This is a genomic window from Parabacteroides sp. CH2-D42-20 (assembly GCF_003670185.1).
In the GTDB taxonomy this organism is placed as follows: Bacteria; Bacteroidota; Bacteroidia; order Bacteroidales; family Tannerellaceae; genus Parabacteroides; species Parabacteroides distasonis.
This window is the reverse complement of the sequence record NZ_RAYG01000002.1, coordinates 43,055-67,644: the sequence shown is the minus strand read 5'-3', so window position 1 is coordinate 67,644 and position 24,590 is coordinate 43,055. Positions and strand designations below refer to the sequence as shown.

21 protein-coding genes and 5 tRNA genes are annotated in these 24,590 nt (G+C 45.0%); 22 read left to right on the top strand and 4 right to left on the bottom strand.

Annotated elements, in window-relative coordinates:
* Positions 1–349: 349 nt before the first annotated feature.
* The 22 genes from D7V92_RS01890 (at position 350) to D7V92_RS01785 (ending at position 19,494) form a co-directional block, all read left to right on the top strand.
* Positions 350–1,207 (top strand): hypothetical protein, encoded by an 858-nt coding sequence (locus tag D7V92_RS01890; RefSeq protein ID WP_008773678.1) that lies wholly within the window; start codon positions 350–352, stop codon positions 1,205–1,207.
* A gap of 14 nt (positions 1,208–1,221) precedes the next feature.
* Positions 1,222–2,259, top strand: a complete 1,038-nt coding sequence (mtnA, locus tag D7V92_RS01885) for an S-methyl-5-thioribose-1-phosphate isomerase (protein WP_005854172.1) — start codon at positions 1,222–1,224, stop codon at positions 2,257–2,259.
* A gap of 84 nt (positions 2,260–2,343) precedes the next feature.
* Complete coding sequence (gene rpsU, locus D7V92_RS01880) at positions 2,344–2,535, top strand: 30S ribosomal protein S21 (protein WP_005854174.1); 192 nt, start codon at positions 2,344–2,346, stop codon at positions 2,533–2,535.
* A gap of 73 nt (positions 2,536–2,608) precedes the next feature.
* The gene (locus D7V92_RS01875; RefSeq protein WP_005854176.1) at positions 2,609–3,517 is read left to right on the top strand and encodes a tyrosine-type recombinase/integrase; all 909 of its coding nucleotides are present in this window, start codon (positions 2,609–2,611) and stop codon (positions 3,515–3,517) included.
* On the top strand, positions 3,507–3,806 hold the full coding sequence (gene hpf / locus D7V92_RS01870) for a ribosome hibernation-promoting factor, HPF/YfiA family (RefSeq protein ID WP_008778704.1): 300 nt from the start codon (positions 3,507–3,509) through the stop codon (positions 3,804–3,806). Before D7V92_RS01875 ends, hpf begins: the two co-directional genes overlap by 11 nt.
* A gap of 93 nt (positions 3,807–3,899) precedes the next feature.
* Positions 3,900–3,973 (top strand) — tRNA-Thr (locus tag D7V92_RS01865).
* 19 nt (positions 3,974–3,992) lie between these two features.
* Positions 3,993–4,075: transfer RNA gene (locus D7V92_RS01860), tRNA-Tyr, on the top strand.
* 44 nt (positions 4,076–4,119) lie between these two features.
* A tRNA-Gly gene (locus tag D7V92_RS01855) sits at positions 4,120–4,192 on the top strand.
* A 10-nt stretch (positions 4,193–4,202) separates the two neighbouring features.
* Positions 4,203–4,274: transfer RNA gene (locus D7V92_RS01850), tRNA-Thr, on the top strand.
* 49 nt (positions 4,275–4,323) lie between these two features.
* On the top strand, positions 4,324–5,511 hold the full coding sequence (tuf, locus tag D7V92_RS01845; RefSeq protein WP_005854209.1) for an elongation factor Tu: 1,188 nt from the start codon (positions 4,324–4,326) through the stop codon (positions 5,509–5,511).
* A gap of 52 nt (positions 5,512–5,563) precedes the next feature.
* Positions 5,564–5,636: transfer RNA gene (locus D7V92_RS01840), tRNA-Trp, on the top strand.
* Positions 5,637–5,654: 18 nt separating this feature from the next.
* On the top strand, positions 5,655–5,849 hold the full coding sequence (gene secE, locus D7V92_RS01835; protein WP_005854211.1) for a preprotein translocase subunit SecE: 195 nt from the start codon (positions 5,655–5,657) through the stop codon (positions 5,847–5,849).
* 11 nt (positions 5,850–5,860) lie between these two features.
* Positions 5,861–6,403 carry a transcription termination/antitermination protein NusG gene (gene nusG / locus D7V92_RS01830; RefSeq protein WP_005854213.1) on the top strand — a complete coding sequence of 181 codons (543 nt, stop codon included), beginning with the start codon at positions 5,861–5,863 and terminating at the stop codon, positions 6,401–6,403.
* A 67-nt stretch (positions 6,404–6,470) separates the two neighbouring features.
* Positions 6,471–6,914 carry a 50S ribosomal protein L11 gene (gene rplK, locus D7V92_RS01825; protein WP_005867244.1) on the top strand — a complete coding sequence of 148 codons (444 nt, stop codon included), beginning with the start codon at positions 6,471–6,473 and terminating at the stop codon, positions 6,912–6,914.
* Positions 6,915–6,929: 15 nt separating this feature from the next.
* Positions 6,930–7,628: a 50S ribosomal protein L1 gene (gene rplA / locus D7V92_RS01820; protein ID WP_005854218.1), complete on the top strand. Its 699-nt coding sequence runs from the start codon at positions 6,930–6,932 to the stop codon at positions 7,626–7,628.
* Between the two features lie 14 nt (positions 7,629–7,642).
* A complete protein-coding gene (gene rplJ, locus D7V92_RS01815) occupies positions 7,643–8,173 on the top strand; it encodes a 50S ribosomal protein L10 (RefSeq protein ID WP_005867245.1) in 531 nt (176 codons plus the stop codon).
* A gap of 50 nt (positions 8,174–8,223) precedes the next feature.
* Positions 8,224–8,601, top strand: a complete 378-nt coding sequence (gene rplL / locus D7V92_RS01810) for a 50S ribosomal protein L7/L12 (RefSeq protein WP_005854220.1) — start codon at positions 8,224–8,226, stop codon at positions 8,599–8,601.
* A 107-nt stretch (positions 8,602–8,708) separates the two neighbouring features.
* Positions 8,709–12,521 carry a DNA-directed RNA polymerase subunit beta gene (rpoB, locus tag D7V92_RS01805; protein WP_048927528.1) on the top strand — a complete coding sequence of 1,271 codons (3,813 nt, stop codon included), beginning with the start codon at positions 8,709–8,711 and terminating at the stop codon, positions 12,519–12,521.
* Between the two features lie 76 nt (positions 12,522–12,597).
* A complete protein-coding gene (gene rpoC / locus D7V92_RS01800) occupies positions 12,598–16,893 on the top strand; it encodes a DNA-directed RNA polymerase subunit beta' (protein ID WP_121772153.1) in 4,296 nt (1,431 codons plus the stop codon).
* A 160-nt stretch (positions 16,894–17,053) separates the two neighbouring features.
* The gene (locus tag D7V92_RS01795; protein WP_057319335.1) at positions 17,054–17,917 is read left to right on the top strand and encodes an endonuclease/exonuclease/phosphatase family protein; all 864 of its coding nucleotides are present in this window, start codon (positions 17,054–17,056) and stop codon (positions 17,915–17,917) included.
* Between the two features lie 15 nt (positions 17,918–17,932).
* Positions 17,933–18,817, top strand: coding sequence for an AraC family transcriptional regulator (locus tag D7V92_RS01790; RefSeq protein ID WP_005854224.1), 885 nt, complete (start codon positions 17,933–17,935; stop codon positions 18,815–18,817).
* Positions 18,818–19,179: 362 nt separating this feature from the next.
* A complete protein-coding gene (locus tag D7V92_RS01785; RefSeq protein ID WP_005854225.1) occupies positions 19,180–19,494 on the top strand; it encodes a DUF3467 domain-containing protein in 315 nt (104 codons plus the stop codon).
* A gap of 199 nt (positions 19,495–19,693) precedes the next feature.
* On the opposite strand, the gene D7V92_RS01780 is transcribed toward D7V92_RS01785, so the two are convergent.
* The 4 genes from D7V92_RS01780 to proB all read right to left on the bottom strand — a co-directional run bounded on the left by D7V92_RS01780 (position 19,694) and on the right by proB (position 24,588).
* Positions 19,694–20,656, bottom strand: coding sequence for an N-acetylornithine carbamoyltransferase (locus D7V92_RS01780; protein WP_005854226.1), 963 nt, complete (start codon positions 20,654–20,656; stop codon positions 19,694–19,696).
* A gap of 79 nt (positions 20,657–20,735) precedes the next feature.
* Positions 20,736–22,211, bottom strand: coding sequence for a HAMP domain-containing sensor histidine kinase (locus D7V92_RS01775; protein ID WP_005867251.1), 1,476 nt, complete (start codon positions 22,209–22,211; stop codon positions 20,736–20,738).
* A 50-nt stretch (positions 22,212–22,261) separates the two neighbouring features.
* Positions 22,262–23,509: a glutamate-5-semialdehyde dehydrogenase gene (locus D7V92_RS01770; protein ID WP_005867252.1), complete on the bottom strand. Its 1,248-nt coding sequence runs from the start codon at positions 23,507–23,509 to the stop codon at positions 22,262–22,264.
* A gap of 5 nt (positions 23,510–23,514) precedes the next feature.
* A complete protein-coding gene (gene proB, locus D7V92_RS01765; RefSeq protein WP_036618579.1) occupies positions 23,515–24,588 on the bottom strand; it encodes a glutamate 5-kinase in 1,074 nt (357 codons plus the stop codon).
* Between the last annotated feature and the right edge of the window lie 2 nt (positions 24,589–24,590).

The window sequence follows — 24,590 nt, the reverse complement described above, 5'->3', positions numbered from 1 at the left end:
TTACTCGTTTTTATAGGCGAGCTTAGCGGTTTCTTCAAGAAGAATTCATCTTTCAACAGCCGTTGCATGATCATGCACCAACTGTTGGACGATCATCTACCATCTGTTGGATGATTGTCCAACAGATGGTAGATGATGAATACTTCAGCTTCAAAGGTACAATATATAAAAGAGAAAAGGGTAAGGATTCCGGATAAAAGAGCTAAAGGTTATGATAAACGTGTATGGGCTCACAGCCTTGTGGTCCACAACCTTGTGAACCGATCCCTTTAAATCAAGTTAAAGATAAGGCACCCAATAGATATCAAGGAATAATTTGCTAACTTTGTAGAAACAAATAAGAAGTGCCATGAGGAATCTGCTTTATCTTTTTGTCTTTGCGGCTCTGCTTCTCGGCTTGAGCGCATGTTCTTCTTATTATTATTCGATGTTGAACTCGAATGACCCCGTTGGGGAGAAGAATGAGAGAGGTGATTTTGTGCAGGAAAACGATACGGTACGTATCTCTTATCGTTTCTGGGGAGAGAACGCCCCGGTTACTATTACCATTTATAATAAATTGGATGAACCCTTGTATGTGGATTGGGGGCGGTCGGCGCTGATTATCGATGACGTGGCTACCACCTACGATCCGAAAGTGGCCTCGGTGAGAGGCGAGAGCTCTAGCGTGGCATCCGGTAGCTCCTTTCATTGGAGCGATAGGAGCAGCAGCGGGTGGAGCTACTCGGAAGGTTCCTTCTCCGGTGATGTGAGTTTGCCGAAGGGCGTTGAGTTTATCCCGCCGCATTCCAAATTAGTCAATACGCCTTTGCAATTAGCCAACTTCCCGTTTAACGAGATCCCGAAGGAAGAGTATGTAAAGGAGCAAATGACAACGAAAGCAAACACCACCGTAAATATCCGAGTGAAGGATTTTACGGAAGAAGATTCTCCGCTGAGATTCCGTAGCTACCTGACGTTGTTCGCCGGAGGGACCAATGGGAAGCCCTTGAAGCATTCCTCTTTTGAGCGGAACTTCTATCTGGCGAAATTGATCAAGGTCGGCGACGTGGCTCCCCAGTATTTCGATGAGGGACAGCAGCAATCCGGCGATTTCTTTTACGTGAAAGAGACTCATGGGGCTACGGCAGGCCTTGTCGTAGGGGCGATAGCGGTTACCGCCGCAGGGGTGGCGATAGAAGCTACGCTGGGTCCCGTGAACTATTAATATATTCATATCGAATGATACAAACTCTATCTGATTTAAAGACCGTGCGTTTCAACGAGCAAGCGGACGGTGTGATCATTTTGGACCAAACTCTGCTGCCGGGTAAGGAAGCGTATCTGACCCTTACCACTGCCGAGGAGATATGGGACGCTATCTATAAATTAAAGGTACGTGGAGCACCTGCTATCGGGGTAGCGGCCGCTTATGGTATCTATGTCTGCGCCCGTCGGATCGATACGGCGGAGAAATCCGTTTTCGTGAATGAGTTTCGGAAGATCAAGGAGTATCTGGCCGGTTCCCGTCCGACAGCGGTGAATCTGGTGGCGGCGCTGAACCGGATGGAGCGGGTATTGGTCGCTCATCCAACCTTGTCTGTCCCGGAATGGAAAGAGCTATTATATAAGGAAGCGATCGCGATCCGGGAGGAAGACGCCGCCGCTTGCCGGCAGATCGGCGAGAACTGTCTGGAGCTACTCCGTCCCGGGATGGGAATCCTTACGCATTGCAACGCCGGACATCTGGCGGTCTCGGAGTATGGCACCGCCTTGGCGCCGATTTATCTGGGGCAGGAGAGAGGTTATGGTTTCAAGGTCTTCGCCGACGAGACCCGTCCTTTGTTGCAAGGCGCCCGGCTCACGGCCTATGAGCTAAGCAGGGCCGGCGTGGACGTGACGCTGATTTGCGATAATATGGCCTCCGTCGTCATGCGGAAAGGCTGGGTGCATGCCGTGGTCGTAGGTTGCGACCGTGTAGCCGCCAATGGCGACGTGGCGAATAAGATCGGCACGTCTGGAGTGGCTATCTTGGCCCGGCATTACAAGATCCCCTTCTATGTATTAGGCCCGACATCCACCATCGATGGCTCGTGCCCGGACGGCGATTCCATTGTAATAGAGGAACGTAACCCCGATGAGGTCACCGAGATGTGGTATTCAAGGCGTATGGCCCCGAAAGACGTGAAAGTCTACAACCCCGCCTTCGACATTACTCCCCACGAGCTAATCACGGCTATAATTACGGAGAAAGGCATCTTTTATAAAAATAATCGCTGAAAGTTTTGCTAATCCCGAAACAATCAGTAATTTTGCCGCTCAATTTGAGGATATAAATAATTAAACAATATAACAATTTAAATTATGATCGTAGTTCCATTAAAAGAAGGCGAAAACATCGAGAAGGCGCTTAAGAAATTCAAGAGAAAGTTCGAGAAAACAGGTGTAGTCAAGGAATTGAGAGGCCGTCAGGCTTTCGAGAAACCGTCTGTTACGAAGAGAAAGCAGACTATGCGTGCTATCTACGTACAGCATTTGCAACAAGTAGAAGAATAATTATAGCTTCCGGGCTTGTTTTATTGAATTCTTATTCCTATTTTCGTTGCATGAATGTTGATGCAACGAGAATATGCTGATCGATGACTTTCTAAACTATCTCCGGTATGAGCGGAACTATTCCAATTATACGATTGGTGCCTATTCGAAAGATTTGGACCAATTCCAGAGGTATGTAAGAGAGCATCGAGAAGGTGTATTCAACCCCGGGGAAATCGACTCGGATTTCGTGAGAAGCTGGATCGTCAGTTTGATGGACGAGAAGCTTTCTCCCGTATCGGTAAACCGGAAATTAAGTTCTTTGAAATCTTTTTTTAAGTTTCTCATGAAACGGGGGATTGTCTCCGCGAATCCGTTGAGATTGGTGAGCGGTCCGAAAACGAAGAAACCCTTACCTTATTTTATTAAGGATAGCGAGTTGGAGGCGTTGTTGGACGGGGACGGATTTGATGAGGATTTTGAAGGTGTGAGGAATCGGTTGGTCATTGAGATGCTATACGATACCGGGATGCGCCGCTCAGAGTTAATCGGCATACGAAACGTGGATGTGGATTATGAGGCGATGCAGGTCAAGGTAACCGGAAAGCGGAACAAGCAGCGGTTGATTCCTTTTGCGGAGGGTTTAAAAAACTTAATGCTTGCATACACGGAAGTCCGTGATCGTGAGGTTGAGGCAGCCGGTGAATGGTTTTTCGTTCGAAAGAACGGGAATCAGTTGTCGACGGGGATTGTTTATAATATAGTAAAAAAGCAATTGTCGGAGATACCCATGCTGGCGAAACGAAGTCCACACGTGTTACGACATTCATTTGCAACGAGTATGTTAAACAACGGAGCCGAGCTGAACGCTGTGAAAGATTTATTAGGTCATAGCAGTTTAGCGTCTACCAGTGTTTACACGCATACAACCTTTGAGGAATTAAAAAAAGTGTATCATGCTCATCCAAGAGCAAAAAAAGAAGGAGGTTATTATGGACGTTAGAATTCAAGCAATTCATTTCGACGCAACTGCACAGTTGGAGGCGTTTATTCAGAAGAAAGTTTCTAAATTGGAGCAATACTTCGATGGTATTATATTGGCAGAGGTTACATTGAAGGTGGTTAAGCCTGAGACGGTGAAGAACAAGCAGGCCAGTATAATGTTGTCCGTGAAGAACGGGGAATGTTTCGCTGATAAAATAAACGATACTTTCGAAGGGGCGATAGACGATTGTGTTGAGGCTTTGGAGAAGCAACTGGTTAAATTCAAAGAAAAAATCAGAGCCAAATAAAAAAAACGGTAGATAAATTTGGTATGTAAGAAATAATATCTAAATTTGCAGCCGTTTCGCCGTGGTGACGAAACGGCTGCTTTTAGAAGTATCGCCTCTTTAGCTCAGTTGGCCAGAGCACGTGATTTGTAATCTCGGGGTCGTTGGTTCGAATCCGACAAGAGGCTCAAAAGAATGTATTGGAATGGGCAGTTACCAGAGTGGCCAAATGGGGCTGACTGTAACTCAGCTGGCTTTCGCCTTCGGTGGTTCGAATCCATCACTGCCCACACGAATGAAACAAAGGAGAGAATCGGTTGGTTCATTCGGTCTTGCGGAAGTAGCTCAGTTGATAGAGCATTAGCCTTCCAAGCTGAGGGTCGCGGGTTTGAGCCCCGTCTTCCGCTCTTATAAGTTGCCTGTGTAGCTCAGCGGTAGAGCACTTCCTTGGTAAGGAAGAGGTCCCGAGTTCAAGTCTCGGCACCGGCTCAATTGAAAATTGAACATGATCATTAATCAAATAAAGAACAATTAAGTTATGGCAAAAGAGAAATTTGACAGATCGAAACCACATGTGAACATTGGTACGATTGGTCACGTTGACCACGGTAAAACAACTTTGACAGCTGCTATCACAACAGTATTGGCAAAGAAAGGTCTTTCAGAGTTGCGTTCATTCGATTCTATCGACAACGCTCCTGAAGAAAAAGAGAGAGGTATCACAATCAACACTTCTCACGTAGAGTATCAGACTGCAAACCGTCACTATGCTCACGTAGACTGTCCGGGTCACGCCGACTACGTAAAGAACATGGTAACTGGTGCTGCTCAGATGGACGGTGCTATCATCGTAGTTGCTGCTACTGATGGTCCTATGCCTCAAACTCGCGAGCACATCCTTTTGGCTCGTCAGGTAAACGTTCCGAGATTGGTTGTATTCATGAACAAGTGTGACATGGTTGACGACGAGGAAATGTTGGAATTGGTTGAGATGGAGATGAGAGAATTACTTTCATTCTATCAATTCGACGGTGACAACACTCCGATCATCCGTGGTTCTGCTCTTGGTGCATTGAACGGTGATGCTCAATGGGAAGATAAAGTAATGGAGTTGATGGAAGCTTGTGATACTTGGATTCCTCTGCCTCCGCGCGAAATCGACAAGCCGTTCTTGATGCCGGTTGAGGACGTATTCTCAATTACAGGTCGTGGTACTGTTGCTACAGGTCGTATCGAGACAGGTATCGTTAAGGTAGGTGAGGAAGTTCAAATCATCGGTCTTGGCGCTGCTGGTAAGAAATCTGTTGTTACAGGTGTTGAAATGTTCCGTAAGTTATTGGATCAAGGTGAGGCTGGTGACAACGTTGGTTTGTTGCTTCGCGGTATCGATAAAAATGAGATCAAGCGTGGTATGGTAATCTGCCACCCGGGTCAGGTTAAAGAGCATTCTAAGTTCAAGGCTGAGGTTTATATCTTGAAGAAAGAGGAAGGTGGTCGTCACACTCCGTTCCACAACAAATATCGTCCTCAGTTCTACATCCGTACATTGGATGTAACTGGTGAGATCACTTTGCCGGAAGGAACTGAAATGGTAATGCCGGGTGATAACGTAACGATCGAGGTTGAGTTGATCTATCCGGTAGCATGTAGCGTAGGTCTTCGTTTCGCTATCCGCGAGGGTGGACGTACAGTAGGTGCAGGCCAGATCACAGAATTAGAGAACTAATTCAAGCATTAGATAATGTTATAGCCAGTCTTTTTAAGGGCTGGCTATTTCTACGGAAGTAGCTCAGTTGGTAGAGCACTGGTCTCCAAAACCAGGTGTCGGGAGTTCGAGCCTCTCCTTCCGTGCTAAAATCTATAGATTCGATGAAAAAGATAATTACTTATATTAAGGAATCTTATAACGAACTTGTTTATAAAGTTTCTTGGCCTACGAGAGCAGAGCTTTCCAATAGTGCGGTTGTTGTTATGTTTGCTTCCCTTATCATCGCCGCATTGATCTTTGTTGTTGACGGGGCCTTCGAGGCTGTTATGCGTTTCTTCTACAACCAAATTTTCTAATCAGTTAAGGTATGTCTGATATCCAAAAGAAATTTTATGTTCTGCGTGCCATCAGTGGCAAGGAGAACAAGGTGCGGGAATATCTAGAGGCTGAGCTGAAGAATACGGATCTGGGAGAATATGTATCTCAAGTCTTGATTCCGACCGAGAAAACCTTTACGGTACGAAACGGTAAGAAGGTCATGAAAGAAAGAGCTTACTTGCCGGGTTATGTACTGGTTGAGGCCGCTTTGGTCGGTGAGGTTGCTCATCGATTGCGGAACATTCCGAACGTGATTGGTTTCTTGGGTGGTTCTGATACCCCCGTGCCATTACGTCCTGCGGAAGTGAATCGTATCTTAGGTACGGTTGACGAGTTGCAGGAACAACAAGAGGATCTGGATATCCAGTTCTATGTTGGCGAGAGTGTGAAGATTACTTTTGGACCGTTCAGCGGTTTCACGGGTATAATCGAAGAGGTCAACGCCGAGAAAAAGAAACTTAAGGTGATGGTTAAGGTCTTCGGACGCAAGACTCCCCTTGAGTTGGGTTATATGCAAGTTGAGAAAGAATAGTACTCTGGTTACGAAAAGTGCTACCTTTCTGTTATTGATGTTATATATCTAAAAAATTTTAGAAACAATGGCTAAAGAAGTTGCTGGACAAATCAAATTGCAGATTAAAGGAGGAGCAGCAAACCCTTCTCCCCCAGTAGGACCTGCTTTGGGTTCTAAGGGTATTAACATTATGGAGTTTTGCAAGCAATTTAATGCCAAGACCCAAGACAAGGCTGGTAAGATATTACCTGTTGTAATTACTTACTATGCCGATAAGTCTTTCGACTTTGTCGTTAAAACTCCTCCTGTGGCAATCCAGTTGTTGGAAGCTACTAAGAAGAAGAGCGGTTCCGCTCAACCTAACCGTGCTAAGATCGCTGAGATCACATGGGAGCAGGTGAAAGCTATCGCTGAAGACAAATTAGTCGATCTAAACTGCTTTACTGTCGAGTCAGCCATGAGAATGGTTGCGGGAACAGCCAGAAGTATGGGTATCACTGTTAAAGGGACATTCCCGGGTAATAATTAATAAACTTCAATTGAGATGAGTAAACTTACAAAGAATCAAAAGTTGGCTTTGGGCAAGATTGAAGCTGGGAAAGCATATACATTGAAAGAAGCTTCAGCTTTAGTGAAGGAAATTACTACAACTAAGTTTGACGCATCCGTAGATGTTGATGTCCGTTTAGGTGTTGACCCCCGTAAGGCCAATCAAATGGTGAGAGGCGTGGTTTCATTGCCTCACGGAACTGGTAAGCAGGTTAGGGTTCTCGCATTATGTACTCCGGACAAGGAAGCTGAAGCTACTGCCGCTGGAGCTGACTATGTTGGATTGGATGAGTATATTAATAAGATTAAAGGCGGTTGGACTGACATTGATGTTATCATCACTATGCCTTCTATCATGGGTAAGATCGGTGCTCTTGGTCGCGTATTAGGCCCTCGTGGTTTGATGCCTAATCCAAAGAGCGGTACGGTTACCAATGAGATCGGAAATGCGGTGAAGGAGGTTAAGCAAGGTAAGATCGACTTTAAGGTAGATAAGAGCGGTATCGTTCACACATCTGTTGGTAAGGTGTCTTTCACTCCGGAACAGATTCGTGACAATGCTAAGGAGTTTATTTCAACTTTGATCAAGTTGAAACCTACTGCGGCTAAAGGTGCGTATATAAAGAGTATTTATCTTTCTAGTACTATGAGTGCGGGTATTAAAATTGACCCCAAATCAGTTGAAGAAAACTAAAAAACAATTGAACAATGAGAAAGGAAGATAAAGGAACTGTTATAGGTCAATTAACTGAAACATTAAAGGAATATCCTAATTTCTATTTGACGGATATCGAGGCGTTGGACGCTGAGAAAACCAGCAAATTGAGAAGAGAGTGTTTCAAGCGTGAGGTTAAGTTAGTCGTTGTAAAGAATAACTTGCTTAAGAAAGCGTTGGAGAACATTGAAGGTGACTTCTCTGATCTTAACGTGGCTTTGAAAGGCAATACGGCTGTGATGTTCTCACAAGTCGCTAATGCTCCCGCTCGCCTGATTAAGGATTTTACTAAGGACGCTAAAAAAGGTGTAGTCGTTAAACCGGCTTTGAAGGCTGCTTACGTACAAGAAAGCTTCTATGTAGGTGCTGAGAATCTTGAGGCATTAGTAAATATCAAGAGCAAAAACGAACTTATTGCCGATGTTATCGCATTGTTGGAATCTCCGGCGAAGAACGTTATCTCTGCTCTTCAGTCATCAGGACAAACTATCCATGGTCTGTTGAAGACTTTGGAAGAAAGATAATTTTTCATTAAAACATTACACAGATAAATAATCATTTAAATCATACAAAAATGGCAGATTTGAAAGCTTTTGCAGAACAATTAGTAAACTTGACCGTTAAAGAAGTTAGCGAATTAGCTACTATCCTTAAAGAAGAGTACGGTATCGAACCTGCTGCTGCAGCTGTTGCTGTTGCTGGTCCTGCTGCTGGTGGTGCTGCTGCCGCTGCAGAAGAGAAGACTTCTTTCGATGTTGTATTGAAAGCAGCTGGTGCTAATAAATTAGCTATCGTTAAGTTAGTTAAAGAATTAACAGGTCTTGGCTTGAAAGAGGCTAAGGATATGGTAGATAGCGCTCCTAGTGCAATCAAGGAAGGTATCGCTAAAGCTGATGCTGAGGCATTGAAGAAACAGTTGGAAGAGGCTGGAGCTGAAGTTGAGCTTAAATAGTATTTATAACCTGGTTTCCAGGTGATTTGGTTAAGAGTCTCCGACTACGAAGACTCTTAACCTTTTTGTGTCTATAATTTCAATAAGTTCAATAAATTCCTTACTAGATGTCTTCAACAGCTGAAAACCAAAGAGTTAATTTTGCTTCGATAAAGAATCAGTTCCCGTATCCGGACTTTCTCGAAGTTCAATTGAAGTCGTTCCAAGACTTTCTTCAACTTGACACTCCTCCTGAAAAGAGAAAGAAGGAGGGATTGTATAAGGTATTTGCCGAGAATTTCCCGATTGCGGATACCCGTAACAATTTTGTGTTGGAGTTCTTAGATTACTATATAGATCCGCCTCGTTACTGTATCGATGAGTGTATCGCTCGCGGGTTAACCTATAGCGTGCCTTTAAAAGCGAAGTTAAAACTGTACTGTACGGACCCGGATCATGAGGACTTCGATACGGTGATCCAAGATGTATACTTGGGTCCGATTCCGTATATGACGGACAGAGGTACTTTCGTGATCAACGGCGCCGAGCGTGTTGTCGTGTCTCAGCTGCACCGTTCTCCGGGCGTATTCTTCGGACAAAGCACGCACGCAAACGGAACGAAGTTGTACTCCGCACGTATTATCCCGTTTAAGGGGTCATGGATCGAGTTCGCTACGGACATCAACAATGTGATGTACGCTTACATCGACCGTAAAAAGAAATTGCCTGTAACTACTCTTTTGAGAGCTATTGGTTTTGAAAGCGATAGAGATATTCTTGAAATCTTCAACCTTGCGGAAGAGGTTAAGGTAACGAAAGCAAACCTGAAGAAGTTTATCGGACGTAAGCTGGCCGCTCGTGTTTTGAAGACTTGGGTGGAGGATTTCGTAGATGAGGATACCGGTGAGGTGGTTTCTATTGAACGTAACGATGTTATCATCGACCGTGAGTCTGTACTGGATAGCGACAATATCGAGGCTATCTTGGATTCAGGCACGCAAAATATCTTGTTGCATCGTGAGGACCAGAATCTGTCTGACTATGCTATCATATATAATACGCTCCAGAAAGACCCGAGTAACTCCGAGAAGGAAGCTGTGTTGTATATCTACAGACAGTTGAGAAATGCGGAACCGGCTGATGAGGCTAGCGCACGCGAGGTTATCACGAACCTGTTCTTCTCAGAGAAACGTTATGATCTGGGTGAGGTGGGACGTTACAGGATCAACAAGAAGTTAGGCCTTACTACAAGCGCTGATGTTAAGGTTTTGACTAAAGAAGATATTATCGAGATCATCAAGTACCTGATCGAGTTGATCAACTCGAAGGCTATCGTGGATGATATCGACCACTTAAGCAACCGTCGTGTACGTACGGTTGGCGAGCAATTGTATAACCAGTTCGGTATTGGTTTGGCTCGTATGTCACGTACAGTTCGTGAACGTATGAACGTTCGCGATAATGAGGTGTTTACTCCGATTGATTTGATCAATGCGAAGACGATTTCTTCCGTGGTTAACTCTTTCTTCGGAACGAATGCCTTGTCTCAGTTCATGGACCAGACGAACCCGTTGGCGGAGATCACGCACAAGCGTCGTTTATCAGCCCTAGGTCCGGGAGGTTTGTCTAGAGAGCGTGCCGGATTCGAGGTTCGTGATGTTCACTATACGCACTATGGTCGTCTTTGTCCGATTGAGACCCCGGAAGGTCCGAACATCGGTTTGATCTCTTCTTTATGTGTATACGCTAAGATCAACGATCTTGGTTTCATCTCGACTCCGTACCGTAAGGTGGCAGATGGAAAGGTCGACTTCTCTGAGGAAGGCTTGCAATACTACACGGCGGAGGAAGAGGAAGAGTTGACAATCGCTCAAGGTAACGCTCCATTGGATGATAACGGTAAGTTTATTCGTGATAAGGTGAAGGCTCGTTTCGAGGCTGACTTTCCGGTTGTTCCTCCTTCTGAGCTTGACTTGATGGACGTGGCTCCGCAGCAGATCGCTTCTATCGCAGCTTCTTTGATCCCATTCTTGGAACACGATGACGCTAACCGTGCGTTGATGGGATCTAACATGATGCGTCAGGCAGTTCCTTTGTTGCGTACGGACGCTCCGATTGTTGGTACCGGTATTGAGGCGCAGGTTGCCCGTGACTCCCGTACTCAGATTATGGCTGAGCGTGAGGGCGAGGTTGTGTTCGTTGATGCTACTTGTATCAAGATTAAATATGACCGCACGGAGGACGAGGAATTCGTTAGCTTCGAGGATGCGGTTAAGACATATAATATCCCGAAATGGCGTAAGACCAACCAAAGTACGACAGTCGATTTGAAACCGACCTGTCATCGCGGACAACGTGTGAAAGCCGGCGATATCCTTACCGAGGGTTACTCAACCCAGAAAGGCGAGCTTGCTTTGGGACGTAACGTGAAGGTGGCTTACATGCCTTGGAAGGGTTATAACTATGAGGATGCTATCGTGTTGAACGAGCGTATGGTTCGTGAGGACTTCTTTACGTCTGTCCACGTTGACGAATACATCCTTGAGGTACGTGAGACAAAGCGTGGTATGGAGGAATTGACTTCCGATATCCCTAACGTCAGCGAAGAGGCTACCAAGGATTTGGATGAGAGAGGTATCGTTCGTGTAGGTGCTCGCATCGAGCCGGGTGATATCTTGATTGGTAAGATCACTCCGAAAGGTGAGTCTGATCCATCTCCGGAGGAAAAGTTGTTGCGTGCTATCTTCGGTGATAAGGCGGGTGATGTGAAGGATGCTTCCTTGAAGGCTACTCCGTCTTTGCGCGGTGTGGTTATCGAGACCGCTTTGTTCTCGAAGGCTGTCAAGAAACGTAAATCCAGATTGACTGATAAGGCGATCTTGCCGAAGTTGGACGAGGAATACGAAGAAAAGATGGCTAGCTTGAAGACTTTGTTAGTTGATAAGTTGTTAGTGCTTACAAACGGCAAGGTTTCTCAAGGTGTTAAAGACTATATGAATACGGAGATTATCGCTAAGGGTGCTAAGTTTACCCGCAAATCTCTGGAAGAATTGGATTATAACTCCATCCAAGTAAGCAAGTGGACGGCAGACGCTCAGAAGAATGAGTTGATCAAACAGGTTATCTTGAATTATTTGAAGAAGTACAAGGAGCTTGACGCTGAGTTGAGACGTAAGAAGTTCGACTTGACGATCGGTGATGAGCTGCCGACAGGTATCGTACAGATGGCTAAGGTTTATATCGCCAAGAAACGTAAGATTCAGGTAGGTGATAAGATGGCGGGTCGCCACGGTAACAAGGGTATCGTATCAAAGATCGTTCGTCAGGAGGATATGCCGTTCTTGGAAGACGGTACTCCGGTGGATATCTGCTTGAACCCGCTGGGTGTGCCTTCTCGTATGAACTTGGGACAGATTTTCGAGGCCGTGTTGGGTTGGGCCGGACGTGAGTTGGACGTTAAGTTCGCTACTCCGATCTTCGATGGCGCGACTTTGGATGATTTGAATGAATGGACAGACAAGGCTGGTATTCCTCGCTACGGTAAGTCTTACTTGTATGATGGTGGTACTGGTGAGCGTTTCGACCAACCTGCTACGGTGGGTGTGACTTACTTCTTGAAGTTGGGCCACATGGTTGACGATAAGATGCATGCCCGTTCAATCGGTCCGTACTCTTTGATTACGCAACAGCCGTTAGGTGGTAAGGCACAGTTCGGTGGTCAACGTTTCGGAGAGATGGAGGTTTGGGCACTGGAAGCCTTCGGTGCCGCTCATGTTCTTCAGGAAATTCTTACGATTAAGTCTGATGACGTTGTAGGACGTTCCAAGGCTTATGAGGCGATCGTGAAGGGTGATCCGATGCCACAGCCGGGTATCCCTGAATCTCTGAATGTATTATTGCACGAGTTGAGAGGACTTGGTTTGAGTTTCACTCTGGATTAATTCAATAACAATAAAGAAGTAGGTGGGCTACGGCCCGTCTACTTTATCTATTGATAACTCTTTATAAATAAATAATATGGCCTTTAGAAAAGAAAACAAGATAAAGAGTAACTTTTCAAAAATAACCATCGGTCTGGCATCCCCTGAGGAGATCCTAGAGAACTCCAGCGGTGAGGTTTTGAAACCGGAAACAATTAACTATCGTACGTATAAGCCTGAGCGTGACGGTTTGTTCTGTGAGCGTATCTTTGGTCCGATCAAGGACTATGAGTGCCATTGCGGTAAGTACAAGCGTATCCGTTACAAAGGTATTGTCTGCGATCGTTGTGGAGTGGAAGTTACGGAAAAGAAAGTTCGTCGTGAACGTATGGGACACATCCATTTGGTGGTTCCTGTTGCCCATATTTGGTATTTCCGTTCTTTGCCTAATAAAATCGGTTACTTGCTAGGTCTTCCTACCAAGAAACTGGATTCCATCATCTATTACGAACGCTACGTCGTGATCCAGCCGGGTTGCGTAGACACGGCCGGTGAGTTAGACCTATTATCTGAGGAGGAATATCTGGATATTTTGGATAGCCTTCCAAGAGAAAATCAATTGCTAGAGGATACGGATCCGAATAAGTTCATCGCTAAGATCGGCGCTGAGGCTGTTTATGATCTGTTGGCTCGCTTGGACTTGGATTCTCTTTCTTATGAGTTGCGTCACCGTGCGAACACGGACACATCTCAACAGAGAAAGAACGAGGCCTTGAAACGCCTTCAGGTGGTTGAGTCTTTTCGTGCGTCCAGAGGTCGTAACAAACCGGAATGGATGATCATGAAGGTGATCCCGGTGATCCCTCCCGAACTGCGTCCGTTGGTTCCGTTGGACGGTGGCCGTTTCGCTACTTCTGACTTGAATGATTTATATCGTCGTGTTATTATCCGTAATAACCGTTTGAAACGATTGATCGATATTAAGGCTCCGGAAGTGATCTTACGTAATGAGAAACGTATGCTTCAGGAGGCCGTGGACTCTTTGTTTGACAACTCTCGTAAATCGAGCGCTGTTAAGACAGACGCCAATCGTCCGTTGAAGTCCTTGTCCGACAGTTTGAAAGGTAAACAAGGTCGTTTCCGTCAGAACTTGTTGGGTAAGCGTGTTGACTACTCCGCTCGTTCGGTTATTGTCGTAGGTCCGGAATTAAAGATGCACGAGTGCGGTTTGCCGAAGAATATGGCTGCCGAGCTTTATAAGCCTTTCGTTATCCGTAAATTGATCGAACGCGGTATCGTGAAGACGGTGAAATCTGCCAAGAAGATCGTTGACCGTAAGGAACCGGTTGTTTGGGATATTTTGGAGTACGTAATGAAAGGTCACCCGGTATTATTGAACCGTGCCCCGACATTGCACCGTTTGGGTATCCAAGCGTTCCAGCCGAAATTGATCGAGGGTAAGGCTATCCAGTTGCACCCGTTGGCATGTACGGCATTCAACGCCGACTTCGACGGTGACCAGATGGCTGTTCACTTGCCGTTAGGTAATGAGGCTGTTTTGGAAGCTCAAATGTTGATGTTGGCTTCACACAATATCTTGAACCCCGCGAATGGTGCTCCTATTACCGTACCTTCTCAGGATATGGTGCTTGGTTTGTATTATATTACCAAGTTGCGCAAGGGTACACAAGGCGAAGGTTTGACTTTCTATGGTCCGGAAGAGGCTACGATCGCTTACAATGAGAAGAAGTTGGATATCCATGCTCCGATCCATGTTTACGTGGAGGATTTGGATGCGAACGGTAACTTGGTGAAGACGATGGTAGAGACTTCTGTAGGTCGTTTGATGGTAAATGAGTTTGTTCCGAAAGAGATTGGTTATGTAAACGAGGTGTTGGGTAAGAAGTCTCTTCGCGACATCATCGGTCGGGTAATCAAGGCTTGTGGCGTAGCTCGTACCGCTCAGTTCTTGGATGATATCAAGAACTTGGGTTACTATATGGCATTTAAGGGTGGTCTGTCTTTCAACTTGGCCGATGTGCTTATTCCTGCTGAAAAAGATGCGTTGGTTCAGAAGGGATATGAGGAGGTTGAGCAGATCATGGCTAACTATAATATGGGTTTCATTACCAACAACGAGCGTTATAACCAGATCATTGATACTTGGACACACGTTAATAGTAACTTGTCTAATATCTTGATTAAGCAATTAACGGCGGATAACGATGGATTCAACTCAATCTACATGATGATGGATTCCGGTGCCCGTGGTTCTAAGGAGCAGATTCGTCAGTTGTCCGGTATGCGTGGTTTGATGGCGAAACCGCAGAAGAGTGGTGCAGAAGGTGGTCAGATTATCGAGAACCCGATCCTTTCTAACTTTAAGGAAGGTTTGTCCGTGTTGGAGTACTTTATCTCTACTCACGGTGCTCGTAAAGGTTTGGCTGATACCGCTTTGAAGACTGCCGACGCCGGTTACTTGACTCGTCGTTTGGTTGACGTCTCTCACGACGTGATCGTAAACGAGGAAGACTGTGGTACATTGCGTGGCTTGGTTTGTACGGAATTGAAGAATAACGAGGAGGTGATCGCTTCCTTGTATGAGAGAATCTTAGGTCGTGTATCTGTTCACGATGTGATCCATCCGATTACGGGCGAGGTTATCGTTCGTTCCGGTGAGGAAATCCGTGAGGATGCCGCTAAGGCAATCCAAGACTCTCCGATCGAGAGCGTCGAGATTCGTTCCGTATTGACTTGTGAGTCTAAGAAGGGTGTCTGCGCTAAGTGCTATGGACGTAACTTGGCTACGAACCGCATGGTTCAGAAGGGTGAGGTTGTCGGTGTAATTGCCGCGCAGTCTATCGGTGAGCCGGGTACACAGTTGACGTTGCGTACATTCCACGTCGGTGGTATCGCATCCAACATCGCAACAGAGAATAGTATTACATCTAAATATGATGGTATTTTAGAGATCGACGAGCTTCGTGCTGTTGAGGCGGTAGACGAGGTGAGCGGAAAGAAACATTTGGTAGTAGTAAGCCGTTTGGCTGAAATGCGCATTGTTGATCCGAACACGAAGATCGTGTTGTTGACTCATAATATACCTTATGGTTCTAAGTTGTTCTTCAACAACGGTGACTCAATTAAGAAGGGTGACGTGATCATCGAGTGGGACCCGTTCAATGCCGTAATCGTATCAGAGGTTTCCGGTAAGATCGAGTTCGAGAGTTTGCTAGAGAACGTAACTTACAAGGTTGAGAGTGATGAGACTACCGGTTTGAAGGAGAAGATCATCATCGAGTCTAAGGATAAGACGAAGGCTCCGGCCGCTCATATCGTGGATGAGAATGGTAATTACTTGAAGAACTACTCTTTGCCATTGGGCGCTCACGTCGTGAAAGACAATGGTGATGTAGTGAAAGCTGGTGAGGTTTTGGTTAAGATCCCTCGTGCCGTAGGTAAGGCCGGTGATATCACCGGTGGTCTTCCTCGTGTAACCGAGTTGTTCGAGGCTCGTAACCCGTCTAACCCTGCTGTCGTATCTGAGATCGACGGAGAGGTAGGATTCGGTAAGATCAAACGTGGTAACCGTGAGATCACCGTAACGTCTAAGTTGGGTGAGGTTAAGAAATATATGGTTCCTCTGTCTAAACAATTATTGGTTCAGGAGAACGACTATATCCGTGCGGGTATGCCGCTATCAGACGGTGCTACCACTCCTTCGGATATCTTGGCGATCAAAGGTCCGACGGCTGTGCAGGAATATATCGTGAATGAGGTTCAGGATGTATACCGTCTACAGGGTGTGAAGATCAACGATAAGCACTTCGAGGTTATCGTTCGTCAGATGATGCGTAAGGTAGAGGTGGTTGATCCGGGAGATACTCGCTTCTTGGAGCAGCAGATTGTTGATAAGTTGGAGGTAATGGACGAGAACGATCGTATCTGGGGCAAGAAAGTTGTTACCGATCCGGGAGATTCTCAGACATTGCAGGCCGGACAGATCGTGACTGCGCGTAAGTTGAGAGATGAGAATAGTATGTTGAAACGCCGTGACCTTAAGTTGGTCGAGGTACGTGACGCTATTCCGGCTACAGCCAACCAGATCCTTCAAGGTATCACACGTGCCGCTTTGCAGACGAACAGCTTTATGTCCGCCGCATCTTTCCAAGAGACGACGAAAGTATTGAACGAGGCTGCTATCAACGGAAAGGTAGACCGTTTGGAAGGTTTGAAAGAGAACGTTATCTGTGGTCACTTGATTCCTGCCGGTACCGGTCAGCGTGAGTTTGATAAGCTGATCGTAGGCGCAAAGGATGAGTTCGATCGTATCTTCGCTAATCGCAAGAACGTGGTTGATTTCAATGCCATGGACAAAGATGATGAAGAATAGGAACGTTTAATAAACTATAAAGAAAGGCCGGCAGAGCAATCTGTCGGCCTTTTTTGTTCTTCCTTATTTGCTTAATAAATGGATAAACTTTATTTTTGCGAGGTAACAAAGACCATAGATAAATACTGAGACATATAAGAAACATATAATAATCAATATCATGAAGAGAATTTTACTTTGTTTAATGGTGGCTTTATTTGCCACTGGCTGCTTATTCGCTAAAAACAACGATGAGAAAATGAATGTAATGTCTTATAACATCCGTTACGATAATTCGGGTGATAAGGATAATCAATGGAAATTCAGAAGAGATTTCGCTGCTGATTTAGTGAAATTCCATGAGGCGGATGTGTTCGGTGCGCAAGAGGTCTTGAATAATCAGCTGAATGATTTGCTTGATCGTTTACCGGAATACGCTTATGTGGGTGTTGGTCGTGAGGATGGCAAGACGAAAGGGGAGTACGCTCCGATTTTCTATCGTAAGGATCGTTTCTCCGTTGAGAAAAACGGTAATTTCTGGTTAGCCGAAGATATAAATGCCGTTGGTAAGAAAGGTTGGGACGCCGCATGCGAGCGTGTAGCTACTTGGGCGATCTTGAAAGATAAGAATACAGGAAAGAAATTCTTCTTCTTGAATACGCACTTGGATCATATGGGGAAAGTGGCTCGTCATGAAGGAGCTTCTTTGGTGCTGGAGCAAGCGAAGAAATTATCCGAGAATTTACCTATAATCGTGACTGGCGATTTCAATGCCGTGCCTTCTGATGAGCCGATACAAGTATTGACTAATCCGAGTGATCCTCGTCATTTGACTCATTCCCGCACGATCGCAGGGTTTACTTACGGCCCGGAATGGACATTCCATGATTTTGGAAAGATCCCTTACGACAAGCGTGAATGGATCGATTATATCTTCGTGAAAGGGAATATCAAGGTATTGCGTCATGGTGTATTGACTGAAACGTTGAATAATCTGTTCCCATCCGACCATTGCCCGGTAATCAGTACGTTGATACTCGAATAAAAAAGCTTTGTGTGTATGGGGAAAGTAGACGTATTGAAGGAAACTACCCCGCTTTCATCAGAGGATTGCTTCTTGGTCATGCAACGCCCGAAATCGGGGTTTAATTTTCCGTTACATGTACACATGGAATTTGAGTTGAACTATCTGGAGAATGCCGCTGGCGCTATCCGGATAGTTGGCGATTCGGTCGAGGAAATCGATGATCTGGATTTGGTGTTGATCGCGGGAGGAACGAAGCATGCTTACTCGAACCATAAGTGTCCGTGTAATGGGATCTTTGAGATAACGATACAATTTCATAAATCGTTATTTGATAGCTTAATCAATAGACGGCATTTCAAGACCATGAAGGATATGTTTGATAACGCTTCCAGTGGTCTTGTTTTCAGCCGGGAAATGATACTTGGCATTCAAGATAAATTAAGAATGTTGTCGAACGATAACAAGCCGGATTCTTTCAAGAACCTGTTGCGTTTGGTCGAGATTCTTAAGATTCTATCTTTGGATAAAGCAGCCCGTCGGTTGAATGCCGTGAACACGGTAAAGAACTATAATAATAACGATACCGATCGTTTAGATAGTATCATGTTATATTTACACGAAAATTATCAAAAACGTATCACCTTGTCGGAAGTGGCTAAGTTAACAAATATGAGCGATGCCTCATTGATGCGTTTCTTGAAGAAGTGGACGGGAAAGACATTTATCGATAACTTGAATGAGATCCGGGTAGCCGAGGCGGTATGCCGTTTGACCGATACAAGTGACAGTATTTCTGAAATATGTTACAGGTGCGGTTTTAATAATCTATCGAATTTCAACCGGGTATTCAAACGGCGTAGGGGGAGTACCCCTACAGAGTACAGGGAGAAATATTCCCGTTCGAGGTTTATAATTTAAAACATGATTTAAAGCATGTTTACATTGATTTGTGTCAAGTGTTGATGATATAGTATTATTTATTGCACATATAGTATTTGGTGGTCTTTGCTAAAGCCCTTACTTTTGTAAAGTTCAAGTGAAAGAGATTAGCACTTAGACAAAACAAACCTTAACTAAAACGCCAAAACCAATTATATCAAACACAAAAGGTATTTTTACATTGGTCTAAAGAATTGAGAATTAAAAACACAACTAGAAAACGACTGCCTGAGAAGGTGGTCGTTTTTGCATTTATAGTCTTCAACCCCTTTGTAACCCGGAATAAATATGTATATTTGTCTTCGCAATTTTTAATCACCATAAATTTAAAAGAAGAAAGTATGGAAAACAACAAACCTGCCAATAACGAGATTCAGATCGAGTTATCTGAAGAGATGGCACAAGGAACTTACGCCAATTTGGCTATTATATCTCATTCAAGCTCTGAATTTATCCTAGATTTCATCCGGGTGGTTCCGGGAGCTCCTAAGGCACAAGTAAAAAGCCGCGTAATCTTAACTCCGGATAACGCTCAACGTTTGTTATTCGCTTTGCAAGACAATATCAAGAAATTTGGGGAGCAACTTCAAGCAGGAAATAATAATAACAAAACAGCTAATTTTGAGGACTTCGCAGGTCCGACAGGAGAGGCTTAATAGATTTGTTTTCAGCCATAGAAAGAGTACTTTTCTACAAGAGTAGGGGAGTACTCTTTTATTGTTGGGATGGCTCGTTTACATTGAAAAACCTTGATGCCTATTCTTAGATGCTTACAATGGGCATTCTAAGGTGTTAAGAATGCCTGTTATAAACACCTAAGAATGCCCATCGTAAAGAATACCCTATCTCTCTATCCTAAAGATTAGATAATCCCATCAATATTTTTTTCAATACGGTTTGTGCGGAGATCTCACGGTTTGCCGCCTCGGGGATTACGATACTTTGCGGGCTCTCTATCACATCATCGGAAACGATCATATTGCGGCGAACCGGCAAGCAATGCATGAAATAAGCGTTATTCGTAAGCGCCATTTTCTCTGCGTCTACGGTCCAGCTACGATCAGTGCTGATTACTTGTCCGTAATTCGGATCTTTATAAGCGGACCAGTTCTTTGCGTAAATGAAATCCGCTCCTTCAAAAGCCTTCTTCTGATCGTATTCCACTTTAGCGTTGCCTACGAATCTAGGATCAAGCTCATAACCTTCCGGATGAGTGATAACAAACTCATAATCTGTAGCGTTCATCCATTCGGCAAAGCTGTTTGGTACGGCTTGCGGCAATGATTTCGGATGAGGAGCCCAAGTCATGACTACCTTCGGACGAGCTGTTTTCTTATATTCCTCTATCGTGATCAAGTCGGCGAAACTTTGCAACGGATGGCGTGTCGCCGCTTCCATGCTAAATACCGGCCGGCCGGAATGCTCGATGAACTGACTCAATATCTTTTCGTTATAATCATCTTCTTTATTCTCAAAGCGTGCGAAAGAACGGACCCCGATCACATCGCAGTAACAGCCCATTACAGGAACAGCTTCCAGCAAATGCTCCGGTTTATCACCATCCATGATAACACCTCGCTCTGTTTCCAGCTTCCATGCACCTTGGTTAACGTCCAAAACGATCGTGTTCATACCTAAGTTCATGGCAGCCTTTTGGGTGCTTAAGCGGGTACGTAGGCTTGAGTTGAAAAATATCATCAACAACGTCTTGTTTTTTCCCAGTTCACTAAACTGGAAACGATCTTTCTTGATCTCGAAAGCTTCATTAAGCGCTTGTTTCAAGTCACCTAAATCCTGTACGCAAGTGAAATGTCTCATATCTGTTACAATAATATTTTGTTAAAGGCAAAGATAATGACTACTTGTCAATTATCCTTTAGAAAGACCAAGGAATTGTTTAAGAGATCGTATCCGGAGGTGTTATGGGTAGTTTGAAACTGAAGGTAGAACCTTTCCCTTCCTCCGAGTTCACCCAAATGGTACCTCCCATGGCGGTGACCAGACCTTTACAGATTGAAAGTCCCAATCCGGTACCCGGTTCAAATTCGTTCAATTGCAGGAATCGCTCGAAGATGTGCCCTAGTTTGTCCTTCGGGATGCCGTTGCCTGTATCGGACACGTAAAATTGCACGCTGACCGGATACAACGATTGGTATCCGAAATGAATTTCTCCTTTCTCCGTATATCGGAGGGCGTTAGAAAGTAGTTTTTTCAAGATAAGCATAAGCTTATGTTTATCCGTGTGAAGAGATACGTTTGGAGAATCATCCAAGATTAACCGTACGTTTTCGGATATGCGGGGAGAGGCGTATTCGTATACATCGTGCATGATAGCGAGCGGATTTACATCCTCATATGACCAATTGATCGTATTGGACTCGATTCTGGACATCTCGAGTGTGTCATTGATTAATTCGAGCAAAGCCGTGTTATTTTCTTTAATCATGGAAATATACTGTTCACGCATTTCCGGATCATCTTCCAGTCCTAACATATCGGAGAAGCCGACGATGGCATTTAACGGAGTCCGGATCTCGTGCGTCATATTTGCCAGAAACGTAGATTTCAATAGGGAAAGATCCTTGGATTTCTGATGATTCGCGATAGCTAGCTCGTCGTTTTCCTTTTCGATAATGCTACCTATAATGACATGTGGGGTGCCGCTTTCATCAATATCCATGCTTTTACCCGATATTTCATACATCTTATAAGTCCCGTCTTGATTCTTCAGGTGGAAGGTGACGTTGTGAGACGATAATTTCTCGTCCCGGATTTTATTGAACAGATAGAAGAAATCCAAACTATCCTCGGGCTTACGTACGGATGATAAAGCCCTACATATAAACCTGTTTTTATCTAATAGAGTATTGGTCGTGCCGTAGAATTGAAAACAGCGGTTACAATGCTTTTTGTCGCAAGTGGAGAAACGGTCGAAGCTGAATGAGTAAGCGGCTAATTTACCGTCTTCCAACGCTTGCCGCATCAATATCCGGCTCTCGTTCAATTGTCCCATCAATAGTTTATTTTCCCTGTCAGTTTCTTTTTCTCCCTGCTGCGTAAGCCAAAGCGTATACCCGCTAAGCCCCTGTTCATCGGTATAGATGGGTTCTACTTTAAACGTGACGGGCTCTTCGCATATAATTGCGTCACCTTTTCTTAAAGATGACTTCAAGGAATCGGTTAGTACGATATTATTAAATAGATGTTCTATAATAAAGTCATGCTTATCCGCCAAGGAAAAATGAGCGAACATCGCCTTATTCAAGTCTATCAGATTTCCTTCCGTATCATAGATAGCCCCTCCTAAAGGACAGGAATAGAATGTATTTGAAACTAAAGTATTGAAAATATTTGAATCTATTACTGTTGACATTATTCGTTTAGATTTAAGTGTTGTTCTAGAAGAAAGAGACAGGCGAGTTCCTATATTCTCGTCTGCCCGTCTCCTTCTATGATGTATTTATAAGTCGTTAATTCAGGAAGCGCCATCGGTCCCCGGGCATGTAGCTTTTGGGTACTGATTCCGATCTCCGCCCCGAATCCGAATTGGGCCCCATCAGTAAAGGCGGTAGATACATTTGCGTATACGCAAGCGGCATCTACCAATTGCTGGAAGCGCCGGATAGTTTCCGGATCTTCGCTGATTATGCTTTCGCTATGTTTTGAACTGTACCGGGCGATATGTGATAGAGCCTCGTCTAAAGAGGATACGGTACGGATACTCATTTTGTAATCGAGGAACTCGGTACCGAAACTGTTTTCGTTAGCCTGTTGTAAAAGCGTCTCCGGATAATGTTCGGATAGAGCGGCATAAGCCGGTTCGTCCGCATAAATGATTACGTTGCTGTCCGGAAGCTTTCCACAGATATACGGAAGATCAGATAGACGTTCTCGGTGGATGATTAAGCAATCCAAGGCATTACATACGCTGACCCTCCGTGTCTTTGCGTTATTTACGATCTCACGTCCCTTGCCTTTATCTCCGGAGCGATCAAAATAGGTATGACAGATACCAGCGCCAGTCTCGATCACCGGAACTTTCGCGTGTTCCCGGACGAAGTGAATCAAGGAACTGCTTCCACGAGGAATGATTAAGTCAACCAAGCCGACCGCTCCCAGTAATTCCGCCGTAGCCTCTCGATCCGGAGGTAGTAAAGTGCATACAGCCGGATTTATACCCTGACGCTCTAATACAGAATGGATGATGCGTACCAAGGCTCGGTTAGAGAAGTCCGCATCCGATCCACCCTTTAGCACGCAAACATTACCGCTTCGGAAACATAAGGAAAAAACATCGAAGGTAACATTCGGACGAGCCTCATAGATCACACCGATCACCCCGAAAGGCACGGTTACTTTTCGGATAACCATTCCGTTCGGGCGGGTAGTCTCGCTCAAGACCTTATTTAATGGAGAAGGTAATGTCGATACATTCTCCATATCGGCGGCGATACCTTGTAGCCTTTCCTCTGTCAATTTCAGCCGGTCGTATTTCGGGTTCGCTGGGTCCATACGTTCCAAATCTTGGCGATTCGCGGCGAGTACCTCCTCCGTATGAGTCCGTAGAACCTGCGCTGTCTCCTTTAAGATCCCGATAATCGTTTGATCCGATAGCGTTATCAATTGTTTAGCCGCATCCGATGCCTGTCGCAGCATATCTTTTACATTCATACTTTTTAATCCAAATATAGATAATCATAATGTATAAGCGGTTTTAAATCCCGTTGCCCTATTTGCTTACGTGCTTCCTCGCTGTCATAGGCGGTACAGCCTACGCCGATTTGCACGCCTTCCTCATTCATTATCTTTACGATATCATCTTTTTCGAAATCACCCTCGATGCGGGTTACTCCAACCAATAATACGCTAGTCGCTTTCGGGGCGGTCAATGCTTTCTCGGCTCCTTTATTGATATGTATTTCCCCTTTGGCGAAACCCTCGGAGTGGGCGATCCATTTCTTTACGCTGCTGACGGGTTTCGAGGCCGGAATGAAACGGGTGCAGACCGTGTCGCTATCCACCGCCAATAACATCGGAAGGATATTATCCTTTTTGCCGTTGGCGATGATAACCGCAATACCTTCGTCTGCCACTTTTTGGGCGATATGACATTTCGTCAACATACCTCCCCGTCCAAAGGATGATTTGCTAGTCTGTACATATTCCGACAAATCTGTTTTCCCACATTCGATTTCCCGGATCACGGAACTATCCGGGTCCGACGGATTTCCATTGTAAATCCCGTCTATATTACTAAGAATCACCAAGGCATCCATTCCCATCATCGTAGCGATCAAGCCGGATAACTCATCATTATCCGTGAACATCAGCTCGGTTACGGATATCGTATCATTCTCATTCACGATGGGGATCACCTTGTTTTCAAGCATTACCTCCATGCAATGCTTCTGGTTCAGGTAATGCGTACGACTCCCGAAATTCTCTTTTGTAGTAAGCACTTGCCCGCAAGTCATGCCATGCTCCCGGAATAACTCGTAATACCGGTTGATCAACTTGGCCTGTCCTACCGCCGAATACAGTTGCCGGGCTGATACGGGATCCAGCTTTTTGCCGGCCTTTATCTCGCTTCGTCCGGAAGCCACGGCACCGGAGGAGATCAAGACGATCTCCATACCTTGCCGATGCAAGTCCGCTACTTGGTCAACCAACGCGGACATGCGGGTGATATCTAGCGTCCCATCCTTGCGGGTCAGGACATTACTTCCTATTTTTACAGCGATCCTTTTCAAGA

Excerpts from the sequence above, each read along its gene's own strand:
- D7V92_RS01890 (WP_008773678.1), top strand. The coding sequence starts at position 350 with ATGAGGAATCTGCTTTATCTTTTTGTCTTTGCGGCTCTGCTTCTCGGC.
- mtnA (WP_005854172.1), top strand. The coding sequence starts at position 1,222 with ATGATACAAACTCTATCTGATTTAAAGACCGTGCGTTTCAACGAGCAA.
- rpsU (WP_005854174.1), top strand. The coding sequence starts at position 2,344 with ATGATCGTAGTTCCATTAAAAGAAGGCGAAAACATCGAGAAGGCGCTT.
- D7V92_RS01875 (WP_005854176.1), top strand. The coding sequence starts at position 2,609 with ATGCTGATCGATGACTTTCTAAACTATCTCCGGTATGAGCGGAACTAT.
- hpf (WP_008778704.1), top strand. The coding sequence starts at position 3,507 with ATGGACGTTAGAATTCAAGCAATTCATTTCGACGCAACTGCACAGTTG.
- tuf (WP_005854209.1), top strand. The coding sequence starts at position 4,324 with ATGGCAAAAGAGAAATTTGACAGATCGAAACCACATGTGAACATTGGT.
- secE (WP_005854211.1), top strand. The coding sequence starts at position 5,655 with ATGAAAAAGATAATTACTTATATTAAGGAATCTTATAACGAACTTGTT.
- nusG (WP_005854213.1), top strand. The coding sequence starts at position 5,861 with ATGTCTGATATCCAAAAGAAATTTTATGTTCTGCGTGCCATCAGTGGC.
- rplK (WP_005867244.1), top strand. The coding sequence starts at position 6,471 with ATGGCTAAAGAAGTTGCTGGACAAATCAAATTGCAGATTAAAGGAGGA.
- rplA (WP_005854218.1), top strand. The coding sequence starts at position 6,930 with ATGAGTAAACTTACAAAGAATCAAAAGTTGGCTTTGGGCAAGATTGAA.
- rplJ (WP_005867245.1), top strand. The coding sequence starts at position 7,643 with ATGAGAAAGGAAGATAAAGGAACTGTTATAGGTCAATTAACTGAAACA.
- rplL (WP_005854220.1), top strand. The coding sequence starts at position 8,224 with ATGGCAGATTTGAAAGCTTTTGCAGAACAATTAGTAAACTTGACCGTT.
- rpoB (WP_048927528.1), top strand. The coding sequence starts at position 8,709 with ATGTCTTCAACAGCTGAAAACCAAAGAGTTAATTTTGCTTCGATAAAG.
- rpoC (WP_121772153.1), top strand. The coding sequence starts at position 12,598 with ATGGCCTTTAGAAAAGAAAACAAGATAAAGAGTAACTTTTCAAAAATA.
- D7V92_RS01795 (WP_057319335.1), top strand. The coding sequence starts at position 17,054 with ATGAAGAGAATTTTACTTTGTTTAATGGTGGCTTTATTTGCCACTGGC.
- D7V92_RS01790 (WP_005854224.1), top strand. The coding sequence starts at position 17,933 with ATGGGGAAAGTAGACGTATTGAAGGAAACTACCCCGCTTTCATCAGAG.
- D7V92_RS01785 (WP_005854225.1), top strand. The coding sequence starts at position 19,180 with ATGGAAAACAACAAACCTGCCAATAACGAGATTCAGATCGAGTTATCT.
- D7V92_RS01780 (WP_005854226.1), bottom strand. The coding sequence starts at position 20,656 with ATGAGACATTTCACTTGCGTACAGGATTTAGGTGACTTGAAACAAGCG.
- D7V92_RS01775 (WP_005867251.1), bottom strand. The coding sequence starts at position 22,211 with ATGTCAACAGTAATAGATTCAAATATTTTCAATACTTTAGTTTCAAAT.
- D7V92_RS01770 (WP_005867252.1), bottom strand. The coding sequence starts at position 23,509 with ATGAATGTAAAAGATATGCTGCGACAGGCATCGGATGCGGCTAAACAA.